Raw genomic sequence first — 18,328 nt, forward strand, 5'->3', positions numbered from 1 at the left:
GTGCAGCCAATCACCGAGTGCTCGTCGAAGCCGAAGGTGTGGGCATACAGCTTGTTGGCGAACAAGCAGCGGAAGGAGCCTGCCTCGAACGAAGAGATGAGCACCGGCACGTTGTCGGCCAGCAGCTGGAATTGGTCGGCGCGGGCGCGGGCGGAGAGTTCGGCCAGGCGGGTGGTGGTCACGTCGTGCAGGGTGCAGAGGTAGCAACCCGGGTCAGGCAGCCAGCGCGCGCGGCAGTCGAGCCAGGCGTCGGCCCAGGCGGCATTGCGTGCACGTGGCAAGCGAAGGTTGAGCTCAAAGTCGCGTCGCGCGGCCAGCAGCGGCGTGAGTGCAGTTGCCGTGTCGGCACTCAGCACCGTGGGCAAGGCCACCGTGGTGGCTTGGCCGAGCGACACGCTGCAGAAATCGGCGAACGCCTGGTTGCCGCGCATCACCACACCCTCGGTCGACAACCACACCAGCATGCACGGCAGGGTGTCTGCGTCGGGCAGATCGCTCTCGCGCTGGGCCGGGGGGTGGGTCATGGGGGCTGGTGCGGAGAGGTCAATGAAGTGCGCGGCCATGATAGCCGGCACCCTGCACGAAGCCTCCCCCTGGCTCAGGCGGTGGGCGGCTGCAGCGCCTCGCGGGCGAGGCAGAGATCGTCCCAGGCGCGCGACTTGTCTTCAGGGTTGCGCAGCAGATACGCGGGGTGGTAGGTCACCACCAGCGGCACGCCCTGGTACTGGTGCACACGGCCACGCAGGCGGCCGATGGGCTCGGTGCTGCGCAGCAGGCTTTGCACCGCAAAGCGGCCCATCGCCAGAATGATGCGCGGCTGCACCAGCGCGATCTGGCGGATGAGGAAGGGCTCGCACTGTGCCAGCTCGGCCGGTTCGGGGTTGCGGTTGCCGGGCGGGCGGCACTTGACGGTGTTGGCGATGTAAACCTGCTGCTCCGCCGGTGCGTCGCCACGCGTGAGGCCGACCGCACGCAGCATGTTGTCAAGCAGCTGGCCCGACTTGCCAACGAAGGGCTCGCCCTGCTGGTCTTCCTGCTCACCCGGTGCCTCGCCGACGATCATCCAGTGCGCACGCTCGTGGCCCACACCGAACACGGTCTGGGTGCGGCCCGAGCACAACTTGCAGGCCGTGCAGCCCGCCACCGCCTCGCGCAGCGCGGGCCAGCCCAGGGTGTCGATGCCCGATGGGCGCGGGCCGAGGGTGGCGGGCGCCGGGGTGGTGCCTGTTTCGCGTTGGGGGTCAGGTGCCGCGACGGCTGCACGCAACTCCGGCGTTGGCGGCGCCACTTCAGCGGCGGCCTCGGGTGTGCTCCACACGCGGATGCCCATCTCGCCCAGCATCGCGACCTGGCGTTCACTCCAGGCCATGGGGCGCTCCCGTCTTCAAGGCCAGGCTCATCACCACGGCGTCTTCGCGGCCGCTGACATGCGTGCTGCGAGCGGCGGGGTAATAACCACGGCGCAGGCCGACCTGCACAAAGCCATAGTGCGCATAGATGTCGCGTGCGCGCTGGTTGCTCTCGCGCACCTCCAGCCAGATCTGTTGTGCGCGCTTGAGGCGGCCGATCGCGCACAGTTCGTCCAGCATGAAACGCGCGTGGCCTCGGCCTTGCACCGCCGGGGCGACGGTGATGTTCAGCAAGTGCAGCTCATCGACACCTTCCATCGCGACGAAGTAGCCAAGCAACTCGCCTTGCGCGCCGTACAGCACCTGCGAGGGGTAACCCGCTGCCAGCGAGTCGATGAAGTTGCCGCGTGTCCAAGGGAAAGGGTAGGCCTGCAGTTCGACGGCGAGCACGCTGTCGAGCTGCTTCACCGTCATGGGCAACAGCAGTCGCTCATCGCGCAGCACGGCGCTCATGTAGCGGCCTCCTTGGCGAGGCGAGTCGCTTCGCGCTCGACCGTGGTCTGTGCCACCTTGTCACGCAGGTACAACGGCAGCGCCTGCACGGCGTCGGTGGTCGCGCCCTCGGCCCACAGCTGCTGTGCCACTTGGGCCAGCGCCTGGGCACGCGAATGGGGTCGAGCGATGCACACCGCCGCAGCGACACGGAGCCGATCACCGAACGCATCCAGCGCCGAGCCGGCGATCACCGCTGGTGGCTCGGCCTGCCAGCGTTGGTTGATCGCCTCGACCGCATACAGCGCCGGGGCCGACAGCACCAACCAACGATCACCCTGCCAGCGGTAGGCGCCGGCGTAGACCTCGTCCATGCGCGCATCCATCGCGACCCACACCTCGCTGCTGAGAGCTTGCTGGTAGAGCGCGTCTTGCGCCACCAGCATCAGGCTGTCGACGGCAATCACTGGTTTGTCGGCGCCAAAGGCCAGACCCTGCGCCACCGAACAGGCTGTGCGCAAGCCAGTGAACGCGCCCGGGCCGCGGCCGAAGGCAATGGCGTCGAGCTGCGCCAGCGTGCAGCCGCCTTCGGCCAACAGGGCGAGCAGCTCGGGGATCAGGCGGGCCGAGGCCTGGGGGCCGCCCGCCAGCTCGCGCACGAGCAGGCCCTGCGGCAGCTGCAGTGCCATGCTCATCGTTTCGGTGGAGGTGTCGAACGCCAGCAGTCGGACCATGGCAAGAGTCTACCGGGCGCTTTGGCGTGGATCCCTGCATGCGATCATGCCGCCATGCCCTTTCGCACCCTGTTTTGGACCCTCGCCGCGACCTTGTTCATGGGGGCCAGCCCGGCCGCTGCCAACACCCTGCCCCCCGATGTCGAAGCCGCCCTGCAACGCGCCGGTGTGCCACGCGAGGCGCTCTCGGTGCTGGTGCAGGAAGTGGGCGCGACCACACCCCACCTGAGCTGGCAGGCCCAGACGCCGGTGAACCCGGCTTCGCTGATGAAACTCGTGACCACGGCCGCAGCGCTCGACCTGCTGGGCCCAGCCTGGAGCTGGACCACGCCGGTGTGGATTCAGGGCACCACGCTCAACGGGGTGCTCGACGGCAACCTGGTGATCAAGGGCAACGGTGACCCCAAGCTCGTGCAGGAGCGCCTGTGGCTGCTGATGCGCCGCGTGCAGCAGCTCGGCGTGCGCGAGATCCGCGGCGACATCGTGCTCGACCGCAGCGCGTTCAATGTGCCCGAGCAAAACCCGGCCGACTTCGATGGCGAGCCGCTGCGCCCCTACAACGTGCGGCCCGATGCGCTGCTGCTCAACTACAAGTCGCTGCTGCTGACCTTCACCCCCGACCTGGCGCGCGGCATCGCCATCGTGTCGAGCGAGCCCCCGCTGGCGGGTGTGCGCATCGACCTGGGCGTGCCCTTGTCCAACGGTGTGTGCAACGACTGGCGCGCCACCCTTCGTCCCGAGCTGGCAGAACCGCAGCGCATTCGTTTCGCCGGCCACTACGTCAGCACCTGCGGCGAAAAGCAGTGGCCGCTGGCCTATGGCGACCCCAAGGCCTACAACCAGCGCGTACTGACCGGCCTGTGGCGCGAAATGGGCGGCAGGCTGATCGGCCGCGTGCGCGACGGCACGGCGCCCACCGAGCCACCGAGCTTCGAGCTGAACTCGCCCCCGCTGGCCGAGATCGTGCGCGACATCAACAAGTTCAGCAACAACGTGATGGCGCAGCAGCTGTTCCTCACGCTGGCACTGACCCAGCGCGGCAGCGGCACACCGGAGCAGGCGCGTGAGGTGGTGCGCCAGTGGCTGGCCGATCGTTTCGGCGACGATGCACGCGGGTCGGTGATCGACAACGGCTCGGGTCTCTCGCGCGAGTCTCGCCTCAGCGCGAAGCTGCTGGCCCGCATGCTTCAAGCGGCCTACGCGGGGCCGGCCATGCCCGAGCTGATGAGCTCGCTGCCGGTGAGCGGCATCGACGGCACGCTGCGCCGCGCGCGCAACGCCGCCACCGGCCGGGCCCACCTGAAAACCGGTTCGCTGAAAGACGTGGCCGGCGTGGCCGGTTATGTGCTGAGCCATGGCGGGCGCCGCCATGTGCTGGTGGCCATCATCAACCACCCGAATGCCAACGCTGCACGGCCCGCGCTCGAGGCCCTGGTGCAATGGGCCGCGAACGACACGACCCCACCGCCACCGCCAGCGCCGCTGCCGGCATCGACACCTGCTTCCGGCGTATGAACGACATCACCGAATGGCTGGGTTATGCGGCCGCCAGCCTCACCACCGGCTCGTTCGCGCTGCAAGCCTGGCACACCTTCCGCACCCGCGACGTGAGCGGCATCTCGCTCGGCATGTACAGCGCCTTCACGCTGGGCATCGCGCTGTGGCTGGCCTACGGCGTGGCGTTGCGCTCCTGGCCCATCACGGTGTCGAACGCGATCACGCTGATGCTCGCGCTGAGCATCCTCGCGATGAAATTGCTGATCGAGGCCAGGCGGCGCCAACGCGCCGCCGGCTGAACGCTCAGAACGGGTTGTTGCGGGCGCGGTTGACGGCCAGCGCGCCGAGCCGGTTTTGCGCGTTCGCCCCCATGCGGGTGGCATCGGCCCACAGCCAGTCGTTGGCATAAGTGGCCTCGGCCGCCGTGACGAGATCGGCGGCGAGGGCACTGCAGTTGGGCAGCGCTGTTTCACAGGCCGGCTGGGTGATGTTGGCGAGACCGAAGCTGCCCGGTGAGCGGGTCATCGACAGCACCAGCTCATCGCCCAGCACCAGGCCCACCGCGCGGCCGCCGTCGCGCACGTTTTGCAGGCTGAGGCGCAAGCGGGTGTTGAAGCGCGTGCTCAGGTTGGTCAGCAGCGCCACGCTGCCGGGGGTGGTCAGCTCACGGTTGATGGCAAACGGCGTCAGCCCCACGTCGGGCACGGTGGACACGATCACCTTGGCGCCGCGGTCGGTGATGCGCACGATCTGCGCGCCCACCAGGTCGCCGGCCTGCTCGACCGCCGCCACCGGGTTGGGCTGGTTCAGCGCGTCGATGATGTCGTGCACACCGACCATCACCGTCACCAGGTCCCTGTTGTTGAAGGAGTTGGGGGCGGCGATGAAAGCATCCACCTGCGCGCGCACGTCGGCCGCCTTCGCGCCATCAGCCGCCAACATCTCGCCATTGGGGTTGGCGAAGGTTGCGGGGCAGCGCTCGCGGAAAGCCAGGCCGAAGGAATAGGCCAGCTGCTGCACCCACACCTGGTTGGCGGTGCAAACGACCGTGGCCACCGGCGGGGTGGCGCTGTTGAACTCCAGGCCGTTGACGGTGAACTTGGTGCCGTTGGTGTTGATGAGGCTGGCCTCGTCGCCAAACACGACCACACGACCCGGCACAAACGACTCGACCTGCGTGCCGCCGCCGCACGATGCCAAACCGGCCACGGCCAGGGCGGCCGTGGCAGCGCTGCGCATCAGATTCCACTTGAACTTCATGAACACTCCAGAAAATCGGTTTCAGCGAGGGGTGGGTTCCGGGGGGTCAGGCTGCCGCAGCACGTTGCAGCCGGTCGCGCACGCCGTCCCATTCGGGGGTGGCGGGCGGTTCTTCCACCCAGATGAGAAGCGCGCCCTGGTCATCCAGTTCACGCAACACAGCAAACAATTCGTGGGCGGCCGGCGCAGGCTCGGCGGGCATGCGCCGGTAGTGAGCCCCGGGCGCCGCGCTTTGGGGCACGGTGCGGCAATATACCGCCAGCGTCAGCGCGGGCGCTTTGGCGGGGTCGTCCAGCATTTGCAGGGCGGTGCGCAACAGGGCCGCGCTCATCAAGCGCAGCTTGGCACGTGGCGCGTAGTGCGCCGCAAGCGTGCCCGAGGCGCGCGGCGCGGCCTCGTCGCGATCCAACAAGGGCTCGCCGGCCACGGCTTCCAGCCGGGTGCGGCTGATCACGCCAGGGCGCAGCAGCACCGGGTGGCCACGCGTGCAGTCGACGATGCTCGACTCGATGCCACCCTGGCAGGCGCCCCCATCGAGCACCAGCAAGGCCTCTCCGAGCTCGTCGACCACATGGCGGGCCAGGGTCGGGCTGATGCGGCCGAAGCGGTTGGCGCTGGGCGCCGCAACACCCTTCACACCGAGGGCGCTGGCTTCGCGCAACAAGGCTTGGGCCACCGGGTGGCTGGGGCAGCGCAAGCCGATGCTCGATTGCCCGCCCGCTGCTGCCGCCGCCATGAGGGACAGGCGCGGCACGATCACGGTGAGCGCGCCGGGCCACAAGGCTGCGGTGAGCCGTTGAGCAACCGGCGGCCAGTCGGCGGCAAACGCACGCGCCTCCTCTGGCGAGGCCACGTGCACGATCAAGGGGTGGTCGGCAGGCCGGCCCTTGGCGGCGAAGATCTTGGCGACCGCGGCATCGTTATCGGCCCGTGCGCCCAGGCCATAAACCGTCTCGGTGGGAAAGCCCACCAGTTCACCGGCGGCGAGTGCCTGTGCGGCACGCGCCACGGCGTGGGTGTCTTGTCCGTCCAGCAGCACTCAGATCACCACGCCGCGAGGCCCAACAATTCGGCGGCCTGCAGGGCCGCCGCACGTGCCTGCTGCGGCGTGGCCGCGGTAAAGGTCAGGTGGCCCATCTTGCGGCCCTTGCGCGCGCCGGCCTTGCCATACAGGTGCAGGTGGGCGCCGGGCAGGGCCAGCACACGGTTCCAGGGCGGTGTGGTTTCAGCGTCACCGTTGGCAAACCACAGGTCGCCCAGCAGATTGAGCATCACCGCGCTGGAATGCAGGCGCGGTGCCACCAGCGGCGTGCCGGTGAGCGTGCGCACCTGCAGGTCGAACTGTGACTGGTCACATGCATCGATCGTGTAGTGGCCCGAGTTGTGCGGGCGTGGCGCCATTTCGTTGGCGACCAGGCTGCCGTCTTTCAGCACGAAGAACTCGACGCACAACACACCCACGTAGTGCAGCGCGGCAGCGATCTTTTCGGCCGCCGCGATGGCCTGCTGTTGCACGGCGGGTGTCACGTCGGGGGCGGGGACCAGCGTCACCGCGAGGATGCCGTCGCGGTGCAGGTTTTGTTGCAGCGGAAAGTGCACCAGCTCGCCCGACGCACCGCGCGCCACGATCACGCTCACCTCATAGGCCAGCGGCAGCATCTTTTCCAGCACGCAGGGCACCTGCTTCAGCTCGGCCCAGGCGGCGTCAAGCTGCGCGCGGTCGGCGACACGGATCTGGCCCTTGCCGTCATAGCCCAGGCGCGCGGTTTTCAGCAGGCCGGGCAGCAGGTCAACACCCACCGCCGCCAGCTGCGCCGGGGTTTCGATCAGCGCGTGCGGCGCGCAAGGCACATCGCAGGCCACGAAGTGCGCCTTCTCCAATGCGCGGTCCTGGCAAGTGGCGACCGCATCGCCAGAGGGCGCCACCGGCCGTTGTTCGCCCAGGCGGCGCAATGCCGCCGCCGGCACGTTCTCGAACTCGGTGGTGATGGCTGCAGCCACCTGCGACAACTGGGCCAGGCCAGCGTCGCTCAGATAGTCGGCCAGCACATGGTGGTGCGACACCAAACCGGCCGGGCTGCTCGTGTCGGGGTCGAGCACCGCGGTGGCATAGCCCATCTGCTGCGCGGCGTGCACGAACATGCGGCCCAGTTGGCCACCACCCATCACGCCGAGGGTGGCGCCAGGGGCGATGAAACCAGTCGTCATTTGAGGTCGGCCGACATGGCCCGCGCCGCTTCGGTCTGCTTCGCGCGGTAGGCCTCCAGCTGGGCGCGCAGGGCCGGCTGTTCATTGGCAAGCATGGCCACGGCAAACAAGGCCGCATTGGCCGCGCCGGCATGGCCAATGGCAAAGGTGGCCACCGGGATGCCCTTGGGCATCTGCACGATGGAGTGCAGCGAATCAACCCCTTGCAGATGGCGGCTCGCCACCGGCACGCCCAGCACCGGCACCGTGGTCTTGGCAGCCAGCATGCCCGGCAGATGGGCCGCCCCACCCGCCCCGGCGATGATCGCCCGCAGCCCGCGCGACACCGCACTCTCGGCGTAGGCAAACATGTCGTCAGGCATGCGGTGTGCCGACACAACCCGGGCCTCGAATTGGACACCGAACTCGGCGAGAATCTCGGTCGCGTGGCGCAGGGTTTCCCAGTCGCTGCTGGACCCCATCACCACACCAACCACGGGGGCGCTGCTCAAGGCTCGCTCCAAGTGCTGAAGAACCTTGAATTGTAGGCGGGGCGGCGTCCCGCCCCCTCTTCACGCCCCACCCCACACCCGCCGGAACACGATGGACATCACGATTCAAAACTTCGAGGCCGACCTGATCAACGCATCGATGCAGCAGCCGATGCTGCTCGACATCTGGGCGCCCTGGTGCGGCCCCTGCAAGGCGCTCACACCGGTGCTCGAAAAGCTCGAGGTTTCTTACGCCGGCCGCTTCAAGCTGGCCAAGCTCAACGCCGACGAGCAGCCCGAGATCTCGGGCCAGCTGTCGCAGATGTTCGGGGTGCGAAGCATCCCCTTCTGCGTGCTGTTCAAGGGCGGCCAGCCGATCGACGGTTTTGTCGGCGCCCTGCCCGAAGAATAGCTGCGCGAGTTTCTCGACCGCCACGTGCCCACCGCCGATGAGGTTGCCGCCGAAGAAGACCTGGCGCTCGCCGAAGAGCTGATGGCCGAGGGCGACCCCGAAAGTGCGCTCGAAAAGCTGCAAGAGGCGGTGGCCATCGACCCGGGCAACGACACCGCCCGCTACGACTACCTGCGCGCCCTGCTGACAGCCGGCCGTGTGGCCGAAGCCCGCCGTGCCTTCGAGCCGGTGGCCAGCAAGGTGATGCTCGACGCCCGCCTGTCGGCCGCAGGCCACTGGATCACCGCCTGCGAAAAGGCCGAATCCGCGCGCGCACCTGACGCACTGGCTGCCGCGATCGCCGCCAACCGGCGTGATTTCGACGCCCGCTTTGAGCTGGCACAAACCCACTTCGCCGCGCAGCGTTTCACCCAGGCGATGGACGAGTTGCTGGAGATCGTGATGCGCGACAAGGCCTGGAACGGCGAGCTGGCGCGCAAGACCTACGTCGCGATTCTTGAGCTGATGGGCAAGCCCGCCCCCGCCAAGGCCGAAGCGGCCGCACCGAAAAGCACGCTCGAAGTGGCAGGCAAGGTCAACACCGCCCCGGCCGACCCGGTGCTCGACCAATACCGGCGCAAGCTGAGCATGGCGCTGAACTGAAATGGGGCGGCGCCCCGCGCAGCACCCGCCCTAGACGCGCAGCTTGGCGAGGGCCTTGTCCACCAAGGCCACCGTCAGCGCCTGATCCCGCTCATGGGTATGCCAGTCGATGTCGGCCTGCGCCTTGTGACGCGCGGCCGCCTCGGCCTGGCCCAACTGACCAAACACCTGCGCCAGGCGACTGTGGGCAGCGGCGCGGTCGTCCACATCGTGGTCATGCGGCAGCGCCACCTCGGCGGCCCGCGCGTCTTTCAAAGACTGCTCGGTCTGGCCCAGTTGCAACCGGCACCAGGCGAGATCGGCCCCGAGAAAGGCGCGCTTGCGGTCCAGGCCTTGCAACAAACCATCGCTGAAATGGGCCTCGTACAAGGCCACCGCCTCGGCACACCGGCCTTGCAGCGAGTTGACATGGGCACGTAGCAGCGGCACCAGCGCGTTGAGTGACTCCGAGCCCAGCAGCGCATTGAAGTTGCGAGTGGACTCAAGGCCCAACATGGCACGCCGGGTGGCCGCATCGTCTTCCACGCCCCGTAGCACCGTTTGTCGCGACTCGTCGGCAAGCAGGCCAGCCATGTTGTGCATCACCGCGCCCAACATGGCCTCATCGCCTTCGGCATTGGCATGCTGACGCGCCTTGGCATACCAGGGCTGGGCAGCGTCGAAACGCCCGCCAAAGTGATATGACATCGCCGTCACCAAACAGCCGCGAGCTTGGGCCGCATGGTGCTCCGGCTCGGCCACCTCAAAACACTCGCCGATGTGGCGGGCCAAAGCGTCCAGGTCGTGGTCGACATAGTCCATGTGGGCCAGCCAGGCCGCCGACAGCGCACGCAAGCGGGTATCGCGCGCCGGTGCGCTGAAGGCGTAGGCCCGGCTGAACTTGTCGCGGGCGTTGCGGTTGAGGTCGCTGTAGTAGCTCACCAGGCCTTCCGCCAGACTGACCCAGGCGCTCACCGACACCTCGGGCTGGCGGGTGTATTGGGCCTGCAGTGCCGACAGCACGGCACGTGCCTCGGCGGTCTGGCCTTGCCGAGCCAACAACCCGGCCCGCTCGGCCCGCAGGCAGTCGGCCTGCACGGGCTGCGTGGCGGCGGCAATCGCGGTGTCGAGGTTGTTGAGCAGGCGGGATTTCATGCCACGCCTCAGGTGGTCAGCCGTTGCAGCGCTTCGCGGTATTTCGCAGCGGTCTTTTCAATCACCTCGGGCGGCAGGCCGGGCGCGGGGGCTTGTTTGTTCCAGGGCTGGCCGTTGACTCGCGCCTGCTCCAGCCAGTCGCGCACGAACTGCTTGTCGTAGCTGGGCGGGTTGCGGCCTTCGCGGAATGCCGCTTCGTAGCCTTCGATCGGCCAGAAGCGTGAAGAGTCAGGCGTGAGCACCTCGTCCATCAGCGTCAGCGTGCCGTCGGCATCGAGGCCGAACTCGAACTTGGTGTCAGCAATGATGATGCCCTTGGCGAGCGCGATGTGGGACGCCGTGGTGTAAAGCTTGATCGCCGTGCTGCGCACCCGCTCGGCGAGGTCGGCGCCGATGATCTGCTGCATGCGATCGAACGAAATGTTTTCGTCGTGGTCGCCCATCTCGGCCTTGGTGGCCGGCGTGAAGATGGGCTCGGGCAGACGGCTCGCATTCTTCAGGCCGGCGGGTAGCTTCACCCCGCACACCGACTGGCTCTGCTGGTACTCCTGCCAGCCGCTGCCGGCGAGGTAACCCCGCACCACCGCCTCGACCGGCAAGGGCTTGAGCCGCTTCACCAGCATGGAGCGGCTGCGCACCTGATCGCGCTCGGCCGGCTGCACCACCGATGTGGGGTCGTCGCCGGTGAGGTGGTTGGGCACGATGCCTTGCAGGTGCGCAAACCAGAACAAGGCCATCTCGGTGAGCAAGGCGCCCTTACCCGGAATGGGCTCGCCCATGATCACGTCGAAGGCGCTGAGCCGGTCGCTCGCCACCATCAGGATGCGGTCGGTGCCGACCGCGTAGTTGTCGCGCACCTTGCCGCGCGCCAGCAGCGGCAGCGAAGTGATGGAAGAGTTGAGTAGTTCTGTCATGGTGGTCAATCAGCCCGGCGTCCGGCCGCCCGAAGCCGGGCTGCGCTCCCTCGGGGGGCAGGAGCGAAGCGACGTGGGGTCGTCATCCTCAGACCACGGTTTGTGCCAGCTCACCCTTTGCGTAACGCTGAGCCACCTGCACCAGGCTCTGCGGCTTGATCTTGGCGCCCTGGCCTTCGCAGCCAAACTGCAGGTAGCGCGCCTTGCAGATGGCCTTGGCGGCTTCGCGAGCGGGCTTGAGCCATTCACGCGCATCGAACTTGTCGGGGTTCTCGGCCAGGAACTTGCGCACCGCGCCGGTCATCGCGAGGCGGATGTCGGTGTCGATGTTGATCTTGCGCACGCCGAATTTGATGGCTTCCTGGATCTCTTCGATCGGCACGCCGTAGGTTTCTTTGATCTTGCCGCCGTACTGGTTGATGACGGCCAGCAGATCCGCAGGCACCGACGACGAACCGTGCATCACCAGGTGGGTGTTGGGGATGCGCTTGTGAATCTCTTTGACGCGTGAGATTGCAAGGATGTCGCCCGTGGGCTTGCGCGAGAACTTGTAGGCGCCATGGCTGGTGCCAATGGCAATCGCCAATGCATCGAGCTGGGTGTCACGCACGAACACCGCGGCCTCCTCGGGGTCGGTGAGCATCTGGCTGTGATCGAGCTTGCCTTCGGCGCCGATGCCGTCTTCTTCACCCGCCTCACCGGTTTCGAGGTTGCCGAGGCAGCCGAGTTCACCCTCGACCGTCACGCCGACCTTGTGCGCCATCTGGACCACACGGCGGGTCACGTCGACGTTGTAGGCAAAGTCGGCCGGCGTCTTGCCGTCTTCGCGCAGCGAGCCGTCCATCATCACCGAGCCGAAACCCAGGTTGATGGCGCCTTCGCACACGGTGGGCGAGGTGCCGTGATCCTGGTGCATCACCAGCGCAATGTGCGGGTACTGCTCGGTTGCCGCGAGGATCAGGTGCTTGATGAAGGGCTCGCCGGCGTACTTGCGGGCGCCGGCGCTGGCTTGCAGGATCACCGGGGCGCCGGTTTCGTCGGCGGCCTGCATCACGGCCTGCACTTGTTCCAGGTTGTTGACGTTGAAGGCCGGAATGCCATAACCGTGTTCGGCGGCGTGGTCCAGCAGCTGGCGCATTGAAACGAGTGGCATGGTCAGGTCCGAGGAGTGATGAAAACTGAGCAGCCGACGCAGCTAGGCACTCGGCGGAAAGAGTCGGTTAGTAACCGCTCTGGAACTGCCCCGATTGTAGCGACGCACCCCCGTGAAAACCCGCCGTGAAACCATGTCTCCCGCGTCTGGGGGGCAGACCCCGCCCTCTGGGGGATCGTGGTGGCTGGGCTGGGAAGTCGGCCGGGAAATGGGCCGGAAAGCGGCCGCTTTTCTCACTTCAGAAGCCGCTCCCGCGGCCGACACTGAAGCTCCGCACGGAGACGGAACACCCACCATGGCACGACTCGACCTGAACGCTTTGACGTTGCGCATCACCGCCGCGGCGGTGCAACACCCGCACGATCTGGCCAGCCACCTGGTGCAATCCACCGGCATGAGCCGCGGCACGATCCAGAAAGCCTTGCAGCGGCTCACGCAGCTGGGCTGGCTGCAGCGCGAGGGCAGCCCACGCCGCCCACAGTTCCGACCCGGCCTGTTGCGCCAGGTGGTTCAGCGCTACCCGCTGGCCGACCTGCAGGAAGACCTGCCCTGGTCGCGCGACTTCGCCCCCTTCTTTGCCTTGCCGGCCCAGGTGCAGCGCATGACGCAGCACACGTTTGGCGAGCTGCTCAACAACGCCATCGACCACAGCGGCGGCACCAGCGTGACCGTGTCGCTGCGACAGACGCAGAGCCACGTGCAGCTCCTGGTGTCAGACGACGGTTGTGGGGTATTCGACCAGCTTTCGCGTTCGTTCTCGCTCGCCGACCCGGTCATGGCCATGCTGGAGCTGAGCAAAGGCAAGCTGACCAGCCAACCCGCCCGCCATGCCGGGCGAGGCCTGTTCTTCACCTCGCGCCTGGCCGACGTGTTCGACCTGCATGCCAACGACACCGCTTTCCAGCACCGCGAATGGGAAGGCAACGGCTGGCGCCCGGGTCGTGCACTCAAGCACCAGGGCACCTCGGTCTACGCCGCGATTGCACTGGACACCACCCGCAACCTGGAGTCGGTGCTGCACGCCCACAGCGTGAGCGGCACGGGTTTCGGCTTCGAGCGCACCGTGGTGCCGTTGCGTTTGTTGACCTCGCCACTGGCGGGGTTGGATTCACGCGCGCAGGCTCGGCGTGTGGCAGCGCGTCTGAACGCGTTTCGCCGGGCCGAGATCGACTTCGACGGCGTGACGAACATCGGCCACAGCTTCGCCGACGAGTTGTTCCGCGTGATGTCACCCGAGTTGGGCGAGGTCGATCTGGTGCCCTTGAACATGTCGCCCACCGTGGCGGCGATGATCGAGAGCGTTCGAGCGGGCCGCTGAACCTTTTCAGCCGATGCGTTCGGCGTGGTATCCCGCTGCGCGCATCGCCGAAAGAATCTCTTCGATGTGCGCCACGCCCCGCGTGTGCACCACCACCTCGATCTGAACGCGCTCGACCGAAACCGAGCTGAACGCCCGCTGGTGCTGCACCTCGTCGATGTTGGCGCCGAGCTTGCCGAGCAGGGTGGCCACGTCGGCCAGTGCGCCCGGCACGTCGCGCACATCCAGCTTCAAGCGAGCCAGCCGGCCTGACTTGACCATGCCACGCTCGATGATCTCGGCCAGCACCAACGGCTCGATGTTGCCGCCGCACAAGATCAAGCCCACCTTGCGGCCGGCAAAACGCGCACGGTGTTTCATCAAGGCCGCGAGCCCCACCGCGCCCGCACCTTCGACCACGGTCTTTTCGATCTCGAGCAGCATCAGGATGGCCTGCTCGATGTCGTCTTCACCGACCAGCAGCACGTCGTTCACATGGCGGTCGATCAGCGGCTGCGTCAGCGCGCCGGGTGCTTTCACGCCGATGCCGTCTGCGATGGTGGCTTGCTGAACCGGCAGGTTCTGCCCATGCCTCGCGTTCCAGGCAGCAGGGAAGCGCTCGGTCTGCACACCGATCACCTCGATGCCCGGATGGAGCCCGCGGGCCGCGGTGGCCACGCCGCCAATGAGCCCACCGCCACCGATGGCCACCACCAGGGTGTCGATCGAGGGCTGCTGCGCCAGCATCTCCAGGCCGATCGTGCCCTGCCCGGCCACCACATCAAGGTCGTCGAAGGGGTGGATGAGCGTGAGATTGCGGTCGCGCGCCAGCTGCAGGCCGAAGGCACGGGCGTCGTCGAAGGTGTCGCCTTGCAGCACCACCTCGGCGCCAAAGCCGCGCGTGTTGGCCACCTTCACCGGCGCCGCAAAACGTGGCATCACGATGGTGGCGGGAATCCCCAGGCGTTGCGCGTGATAAGCCACCCCCTGTGCATGGTTGCCGGCCGAGACGGCCAGCACGCCGCGTGAGCGCTCTTCTGCGCTCAGCTGGGCGATCTTGTTGAGCGCGCCACGCTCCTTGAACGAGGAGGTGAACTGCAGGTTCTCGAATTTGAGAAACACCTCGCAGCCGATGATCTCGCCCAACGTGCGCGAGCGCAGGCACGGCGTTTCGACCACGTGGCCGTGCAGCCGCTGTGCGGCCGCGCGGATGTCGTCGAGCGTGAGAGCTGAATCCATGATCCGACCCCAGGTAAAAGAGCGAGCCCGGCAAGCGACAGATCAAGCCACGCCCGCGGAACCGGCTTTGCCGGGCCGCCAGGCGGCGCCCCTCGGGGGCAGGAGCATAGCGATTGGGGGGCTAACCTACCAGGCAGACTTTCAGCATGTTGGTGCCGCCGGGGTAGCCCATGGGCTCGCCGCAGGTGATGGCGTAGGTGTCGCCCGGCTTCAACACACCCTTGCTCACCAGCAGGGTTTCGGCATGCTTCAAGGCTTCGTCGCGGTCACTGAAGTTGGGCATCAGCAGCGGGCTCACGTTGCGGTACAGCGTCATGCGGCGCTGGCTGGTGATCTGCGAGGTGAGGCCGAAGATCGGCACGTGAATGCGGTGGCGGCTCATCCACAGCGCGGTCGAACCCGACTCGGTGAGCGCGAGGATGGCCTTGCAGCCCAGGTGATAGGCGGTGAACAGCGCACCCATCGCGATCGACTGGTCGATGCGGCCGAACTTCTTGTTGGTGAAGGTGGCGTCGAGCGCGATCTCTTCGGCGGCTTCGGCTTCGACGCAGATGCTGGCCATCATCTCGACCGTTTCCACCGGGTACTTGCCGGCGGCGGTTTCGGCGCTCAGCATCACCGCGTCGGTGCCGTCGAGCACCGCATTGGCCACGTCGCTCACCTCGGCGCGGGTGGGCACCGGGTTGACGATCATCGACTCCATCATCTGGGTGGCTGTGATGACCACACGGTCGAGTTCGCGTGCCATCTTGATCATGCGTTTTTGCAGCGCCGGCACGGCCGCGTTGCCCACTTCCACGGCCAAGTCGCCACGCGCCACCATGATGCCGTCGCTGGCCTTGATGATCGACTCCAGCACGGGAATGGCTTCGCTGCGCTCGATCTTGGCGATCAGCGCCGGCTTGTGGCGCCAGGGTTCGCCGGCCACGTTGGCGAGCTGGCGCGCCATTTCCATGTCGGTCGCGTTTTTCGGGAAGCTCACCGCCAGGTACTCGCACTGGAAGCTCATCGCGGTCTTGATGTCATCCATGTCCTTCGCGGTGAGTGCCGGCGCGGTGAGGCCGCCGCCGGCCTTGTTGATGCCCTTGTTGTTGGACAACTCACCGCCGATCACCACCGTGGTGTGCACCTCTTCGCCCTTAACCGCATCGACCGTCAGCCGCAGCAGGCCATCGTTGAGCAGCAGGGTGTCGCCGGGGCGCACGTCGCGCGGCAGCTCCTTGTAATCAAGGCCCACGCGCTCGTTGGTGCCGAGCTCCTTGGTGGCGCCGTCGAGGATGAATTTCTGCCCGGCTTCGATGATGGTCTTGCCACCTTCGAACTTGCCCACGCGGATCTTCGGGCCTTGCAGGTCGGCCATGATGGCCACCTCTTTGCCCACCGATTTGGCCACCTCGCGCACCAGCAGCGCACGGTCAATGTGGTCTTGCGCCTTGCCATGTGAGAAGTTGAGCCGCACCACGTCGACCCCCGCGCGGATCATCTGGGCCAGCACCTCGGGTGAACTGGACGCGGGGCCGAGGGTGGCGACGATCTTGGTGGCGCGGGGCATGGTGGTGTTCCGTTCTTGTTGTGTGGCGTCGGGAGGGATGGTTCAGCCTTGGGCGCGCTTTTGCAAGATCTCGAAGGCCGGCAGGGTTTTGCCTTCCAGCACTTCAAGAAAGGCGCCGCCGCCGGTCGAGATGTAGCCCACGTCTTTTTCGATGCCGTATTTGGCAATGGCCGCGAGCGTGTCGCCACCGCCGGCAATGCTGAAGGCGCTCGAGTCGGCAATGGCCCGCGCCAGCGTCTCGGTGCCGTGGGCAAACGCATCGAACTCGAATACGCCGACCGGGCCGTTCCAAACGATGGTGCCGGCCTTCTTCAGCATGTCGGCCAACACGGCCGAGGTCTGCGGGCCGATGTCGAGGATGAGGTCGTCTTCGGTCACGTCGGCTGCGGCTTTCACCGTGGCCGGGGCGTCGGCCGCAAACTTTTTGGCCGTGACCACGTCGGTCGGGATCGGCACGGCCGCGCCGCGCGCTTTCATGGCTGCGATCACCGACTTGGCTTCGTTCACCAGATCCGCTTCGGCGAGTGACTTGCCGATGGGCAGGCCGGCGGCCAACAGGAAGGTGTTGGCGATGCCACCCCCGACGATCAGCTGATCGACGTTCTTGGCCAGCGCCTGAAGAATGGTCAACTTGGTGCTGACCTTGCTGCCGGCCACGATGGCGACCAGCGGGCGCTTCGGGCTGGCCAGCGCCTTGGAGATGGCGTCGATCTCGGCCGCCAGCAGCGGGCCAGCGCATGCCACCTTGGCGAACTGGGCAATGCCGTAGGTCGAGGCTTCGGCGCGGTGCGCGGTGCCGAAGGCGTCGTGCACGAAGATGTCGCACAAGGCTGCCATCTTCTTCGCGAGTTCTTCGTTGTTCTTCTTCTCGCCCTTGTTGACGCGGCAGTTTTCCAGCATCACCAGCGAGCCCGGCGCGACGGTCACGCCGTCGACCCAGTTGGCGATGACCGGGATCTGGCGGCCCATCAGCTCGCCCATGCGCTTGGCCACCGGGGCAAGCGAGTCTTCGGGCTTGAACTCGCCTTCGGTCGGGCGGCCCAGGTGCGACGTGACCATCACGGCCGCGCCGGCGTTCAGCGCCAGCTCGATGCACGGAATGGAAGCCCGGATGCGGGTGTCTTCGGTGATGTGGCCGGCGTCGTCGAGCGGCACGTTGAGGTCGGCGCGGATGAACACGCGTTGGCCAGTGGCAAGGCCGCGGGTGACCAGGTCTTCAAAACGGAGAACGTTCATGGTGTGCGAAGAGTGAGTGGGGATTCTAGGGACGGACGCGCCACCCGAATTACAGGGGAGTTACGGCCGGCCGACCCAGACATTGGACACCACGGGCGCCCCCGCCCATCTCACCAGCCGAGGCCCAACTTGAGGGGGATCAGCACCAGCATGCCGCTGACGATGGTGCCCAGAATGCCGCCGCGCCAGAAGAAATAAGCGGTCGCCACGGCAGCGGCGTAGAGCCGCGCGTCTTGCCAAGTGGTGAGGAACTGGCCTTGCACCATCACGACCTCGGGCACCACCACCGCCGTCAAGGCAGCGAGCGGCGCGTAGCGCAGGCCCCGCTTGATCCAGTCGGGCAAGACCAGCTCACGTTCGGAGATCAGGAAGAAGCCACGCGTGACGATGGTGATGACCGTCAGGCCGACGATGGTGATGAAGGCGTCGAGGCCGTTCATGCCGAGGCCCTCTCGACCACTGCGTCAGCGGGCGGCGCCTTGGTGCGACCCAGCGCCGCGCGCAGGCGACGGCCGGCGTCACCGCCACCGTCCATCATCAAACCGACACACACCGCAGCCGCAATGGCCACCACGATGTGCAGCCGGAACGGTAGAGCAAACGCAGCCACTGCGGCCGCGCCAGCCACCACGGCGGCGAGCGCTGTGGCGCGGTCGGACACCAGCGAGAAGGTGAGGCCCAGCAAGGCCAGCACGCCGGCGAACCCGAGACCCCAATGGGTGGGTACGACGTCGGCCAG

The 18,328-nt window shown here is 67.1% G+C and carries 17 protein-coding genes and 3 pseudogenes; 4 read left to right on the forward strand and 16 right to left on the reverse strand.

Translation table 11 applies throughout. The features are described 5' to 3' along the window. The 4 genes and pseudogenes from RMO40_RS03195 to tsaB all read right to left on the reverse strand — a co-directional run. Positions 1-524: pseudogene (locus tag RMO40_RS03195) on the reverse strand (hypothetical protein); the annotation flags it as partial. 74 nt (positions 525-598) lie between these two features. After that, positions 599-1,369: a uracil-DNA glycosylase family protein gene (locus RMO40_RS03200; RefSeq protein ID WP_309716230.1), complete on the reverse strand. Its 771-nt coding sequence runs from the start codon at positions 1,367-1,369 to the stop codon at positions 599-601. Next, positions 1,356-1,862, reverse strand: a complete 507-nt coding sequence (rimI, locus tag RMO40_RS03205) for a ribosomal protein S18-alanine N-acetyltransferase (protein ID WP_309716233.1) — start codon at positions 1,860-1,862, stop codon at positions 1,356-1,358. Before rimI ends, RMO40_RS03200 begins: the two co-directional genes overlap by 14 nt. After that, positions 1,859-2,575: a tRNA (adenosine(37)-N6)-threonylcarbamoyltransferase complex dimerization subunit type 1 TsaB gene (gene tsaB, locus RMO40_RS03210; RefSeq protein ID WP_309716236.1), complete on the reverse strand. Its 717-nt coding sequence runs from the start codon at positions 2,573-2,575 to the stop codon at positions 1,859-1,861. The genes rimI and tsaB overlap by 4 nt, the downstream gene beginning before the upstream one ends. Positions 2,576-2,629: 54 nt before the next feature. On the opposite strand from tsaB, the gene dacB reads away from it, so the two are divergent. Then, positions 2,630-4,090, forward strand: a complete 1,461-nt coding sequence (dacB, locus tag RMO40_RS03215) for a D-alanyl-D-alanine carboxypeptidase/D-alanyl-D-alanine endopeptidase (RefSeq protein ID WP_309716239.1) — start codon at positions 2,630-2,632, stop codon at positions 4,088-4,090. Further along, positions 4,087-4,371, forward strand: a complete 285-nt coding sequence (locus tag RMO40_RS03220) for a SemiSWEET transporter (protein WP_309716242.1) — start codon at positions 4,087-4,089, stop codon at positions 4,369-4,371. Before dacB ends, RMO40_RS03220 begins: the two co-directional genes overlap by 4 nt. Positions 4,372-4,375: 4 nt before the next feature. Here RMO40_RS03220 and RMO40_RS03225 read toward each other — a convergent pair whose 3' ends face one another. Genes RMO40_RS03225 through purE form a run of 4 tightly spaced genes read right to left on the reverse strand, consistent with a single transcriptional unit; the run spans position 4,376 to position 8,001 of the window. After that, entirely contained in the window at positions 4,376-5,332 is a 957-nt protein-coding gene (locus RMO40_RS03225; protein WP_309716246.1) for an SGNH/GDSL hydrolase family protein, read from the reverse strand. A gap of 46 nt (positions 5,333-5,378) precedes the next feature. Continuing rightward, positions 5,379-6,371 (reverse strand): L-threonylcarbamoyladenylate synthase, encoded by a 993-nt coding sequence (locus RMO40_RS03230; RefSeq protein ID WP_309716248.1) that lies wholly within the window; start codon positions 6,369-6,371, stop codon positions 5,379-5,381. A gap of 5 nt (positions 6,372-6,376) precedes the next feature. Then, the gene (locus RMO40_RS03235) at positions 6,377-7,540 is read right to left on the reverse strand and encodes a 5-(carboxyamino)imidazole ribonucleotide synthase (protein WP_309716251.1); all 1,164 of its coding nucleotides are present in this window, start codon (positions 7,538-7,540) and stop codon (positions 6,377-6,379) included. Continuing rightward, positions 7,537-8,001 (reverse strand): 5-(carboxyamino)imidazole ribonucleotide mutase, encoded by a 465-nt coding sequence (gene purE / locus RMO40_RS03240; protein ID WP_309716277.1) that lies wholly within the window; start codon positions 7,999-8,001, stop codon positions 7,537-7,539. Before purE ends, RMO40_RS03235 begins: the two co-directional genes overlap by 4 nt. A 121-nt stretch (positions 8,002-8,122) precedes the next feature. Here purE and RMO40_RS03245 point away from each other — a divergent pair. Next, positions 8,123-9,064: pseudogene (locus RMO40_RS03245) on the forward strand (tetratricopeptide repeat protein). 30 nt (positions 9,065-9,094) lie between these two features. On the opposite strand, the gene RMO40_RS03250 reads toward RMO40_RS03245, so the two are convergent. The 3 genes from RMO40_RS03250 to fba form a co-directional block, all read right to left on the reverse strand. Beyond that, positions 9,095-10,198, reverse strand: a complete 1,104-nt coding sequence (locus RMO40_RS03250) for a hypothetical protein (protein ID WP_309716254.1) — start codon at positions 10,196-10,198, stop codon at positions 9,095-9,097. An 8-nt stretch (positions 10,199-10,206) separates the two neighbouring features. Continuing rightward, on the reverse strand, positions 10,207-11,112 hold the full coding sequence (locus RMO40_RS03255) for a phosphoribosylaminoimidazolesuccinocarboxamide synthase (RefSeq protein WP_309716258.1): 906 nt from the start codon (positions 11,110-11,112) through the stop codon (positions 10,207-10,209). A gap of 88 nt (positions 11,113-11,200) precedes the next feature. Beyond that, positions 11,201-12,265 (reverse strand): class II fructose-bisphosphate aldolase, encoded by a 1,065-nt coding sequence (fba, locus tag RMO40_RS03260; protein WP_309716261.1) that lies wholly within the window; start codon positions 12,263-12,265, stop codon positions 11,201-11,203. Between the two features lie 295 nt (positions 12,266-12,560). Here fba and RMO40_RS03265 point away from each other — a divergent pair, with 295 nt between their 5' ends. Further along, positions 12,561-13,583, forward strand: a complete 1,023-nt coding sequence (locus RMO40_RS03265; protein ID WP_309716263.1) for an STAS-like domain-containing protein — start codon at positions 12,561-12,563, stop codon at positions 13,581-13,583. A gap of 6 nt (positions 13,584-13,589) precedes the next feature. Here the strand turns inward: RMO40_RS03265 and RMO40_RS03270 are convergent, their stop codons facing one another. The 5 genes and pseudogenes from RMO40_RS03270 to RMO40_RS03290 form a co-directional block, all read right to left on the reverse strand. Further along, complete coding sequence (locus tag RMO40_RS03270) at positions 13,590-14,801, reverse strand: threonine ammonia-lyase (protein WP_309716266.1); 1,212 nt, start codon at positions 14,799-14,801, stop codon at positions 13,590-13,592. Positions 14,802-14,922: 121 nt separating this feature from the next. Beyond that, a complete protein-coding gene (gene pyk / locus RMO40_RS03275) occupies positions 14,923-16,353 on the reverse strand; it encodes a pyruvate kinase (RefSeq protein WP_309716269.1) in 1,431 nt (476 codons plus the stop codon). A 42-nt stretch (positions 16,354-16,395) separates the two neighbouring features. After that, the gene (locus RMO40_RS03280) at positions 16,396-17,589 is read right to left on the reverse strand and encodes a phosphoglycerate kinase (protein ID WP_309716272.1); all 1,194 of its coding nucleotides are present in this window, start codon (positions 17,587-17,589) and stop codon (positions 16,396-16,398) included. Between the two features lie 110 nt (positions 17,590-17,699). Further along, entirely contained in the window at positions 17,700-18,029 is a 330-nt protein-coding gene (locus RMO40_RS03285; RefSeq protein WP_309716275.1) for an AzlD domain-containing protein, read from the reverse strand. Next, positions 18,026-18,328, reverse strand: a pseudogene (locus tag RMO40_RS03290) (AzlC family ABC transporter permease); the annotation flags it as partial. The pseudogene RMO40_RS03290 and the gene RMO40_RS03285, both read right to left, overlap by 4 nt.

This window comes from Rhizobacter sp. (genome assembly GCF_031412075.1).
Lineage (GTDB): Bacteria > Pseudomonadota > Gammaproteobacteria > Burkholderiales > Burkholderiaceae_C > Rhizobacter.

What these genes read in the sequence shown, in the direction of transcription:
- RMO40_RS03220 (WP_309716242.1), top strand. Translation starts at nt 4,087, where the DNA reads ATGAACGACATCACCGAATGGCTGGGTTATGCGGCCGCCAGCCTCACC.
- RMO40_RS03285 (WP_309716275.1), bottom strand. Translation starts at nt 18,029, where the DNA reads ATGAACGGCCTCGACGCCTTCATCACCATCGTCGGCCTGACGGTCATC.
- RMO40_RS03265 (WP_309716263.1), top strand. Translation starts at nt 12,561, where the DNA reads ATGGCACGACTCGACCTGAACGCTTTGACGTTGCGCATCACCGCCGCG.
- tsaB (WP_309716236.1), bottom strand. Translation starts at nt 2,575, where the DNA reads ATGGTCCGACTGCTGGCGTTCGACACCTCCACCGAAACGATGAGCATG.
- RMO40_RS03250 (WP_309716254.1), bottom strand. Translation starts at nt 10,198, where the DNA reads ATGAAATCCCGCCTGCTCAACAACCTCGACACCGCGATTGCCGCCGCC.
- purE (WP_309716277.1), bottom strand. Translation starts at nt 8,001, where the DNA reads ATGGGGTCCAGCAGCGACTGGGAAACCCTGCGCCACGCGACCGAGATT.
- rimI (WP_309716233.1), bottom strand. Translation starts at nt 1,862, where the DNA reads ATGAGCGCCGTGCTGCGCGATGAGCGACTGCTGTTGCCCATGACGGTG.
- RMO40_RS03235 (WP_309716251.1), bottom strand. Translation starts at nt 7,540, where the DNA reads ATGACGACTGGTTTCATCGCCCCTGGCGCCACCCTCGGCGTGATGGGT.
- RMO40_RS03225 (WP_309716246.1), bottom strand. Translation starts at nt 5,332, where the DNA reads ATGAAGTTCAAGTGGAATCTGATGCGCAGCGCTGCCACGGCCGCCCTG.
- fba (WP_309716261.1), bottom strand. Translation starts at nt 12,265, where the DNA reads ATGCCACTCGTTTCAATGCGCCAGCTGCTGGACCACGCCGCCGAACAC.
- RMO40_RS03255 (WP_309716258.1), bottom strand. Translation starts at nt 11,112, where the DNA reads ATGACAGAACTACTCAACTCTTCCATCACTTCGCTGCCGCTGCTGGCG.
- RMO40_RS03200 (WP_309716230.1), bottom strand. Translation starts at nt 1,369, where the DNA reads ATGGCCTGGAGTGAACGCCAGGTCGCGATGCTGGGCGAGATGGGCATC.
- RMO40_RS03280 (WP_309716272.1), bottom strand. Translation starts at nt 17,589, where the DNA reads ATGAACGTTCTCCGTTTTGAAGACCTGGTCACCCGCGGCCTTGCCACT.
- RMO40_RS03270 (WP_309716266.1), bottom strand. Translation starts at nt 14,801, where the DNA reads ATGGATTCAGCTCTCACGCTCGACGACATCCGCGCGGCCGCACAGCGG.
- dacB (WP_309716239.1), top strand. Translation starts at nt 2,630, where the DNA reads ATGCCCTTTCGCACCCTGTTTTGGACCCTCGCCGCGACCTTGTTCATG.
- pyk (WP_309716269.1), bottom strand. Translation starts at nt 16,353, where the DNA reads ATGCCCCGCGCCACCAAGATCGTCGCCACCCTCGGCCCCGCGTCCAGT.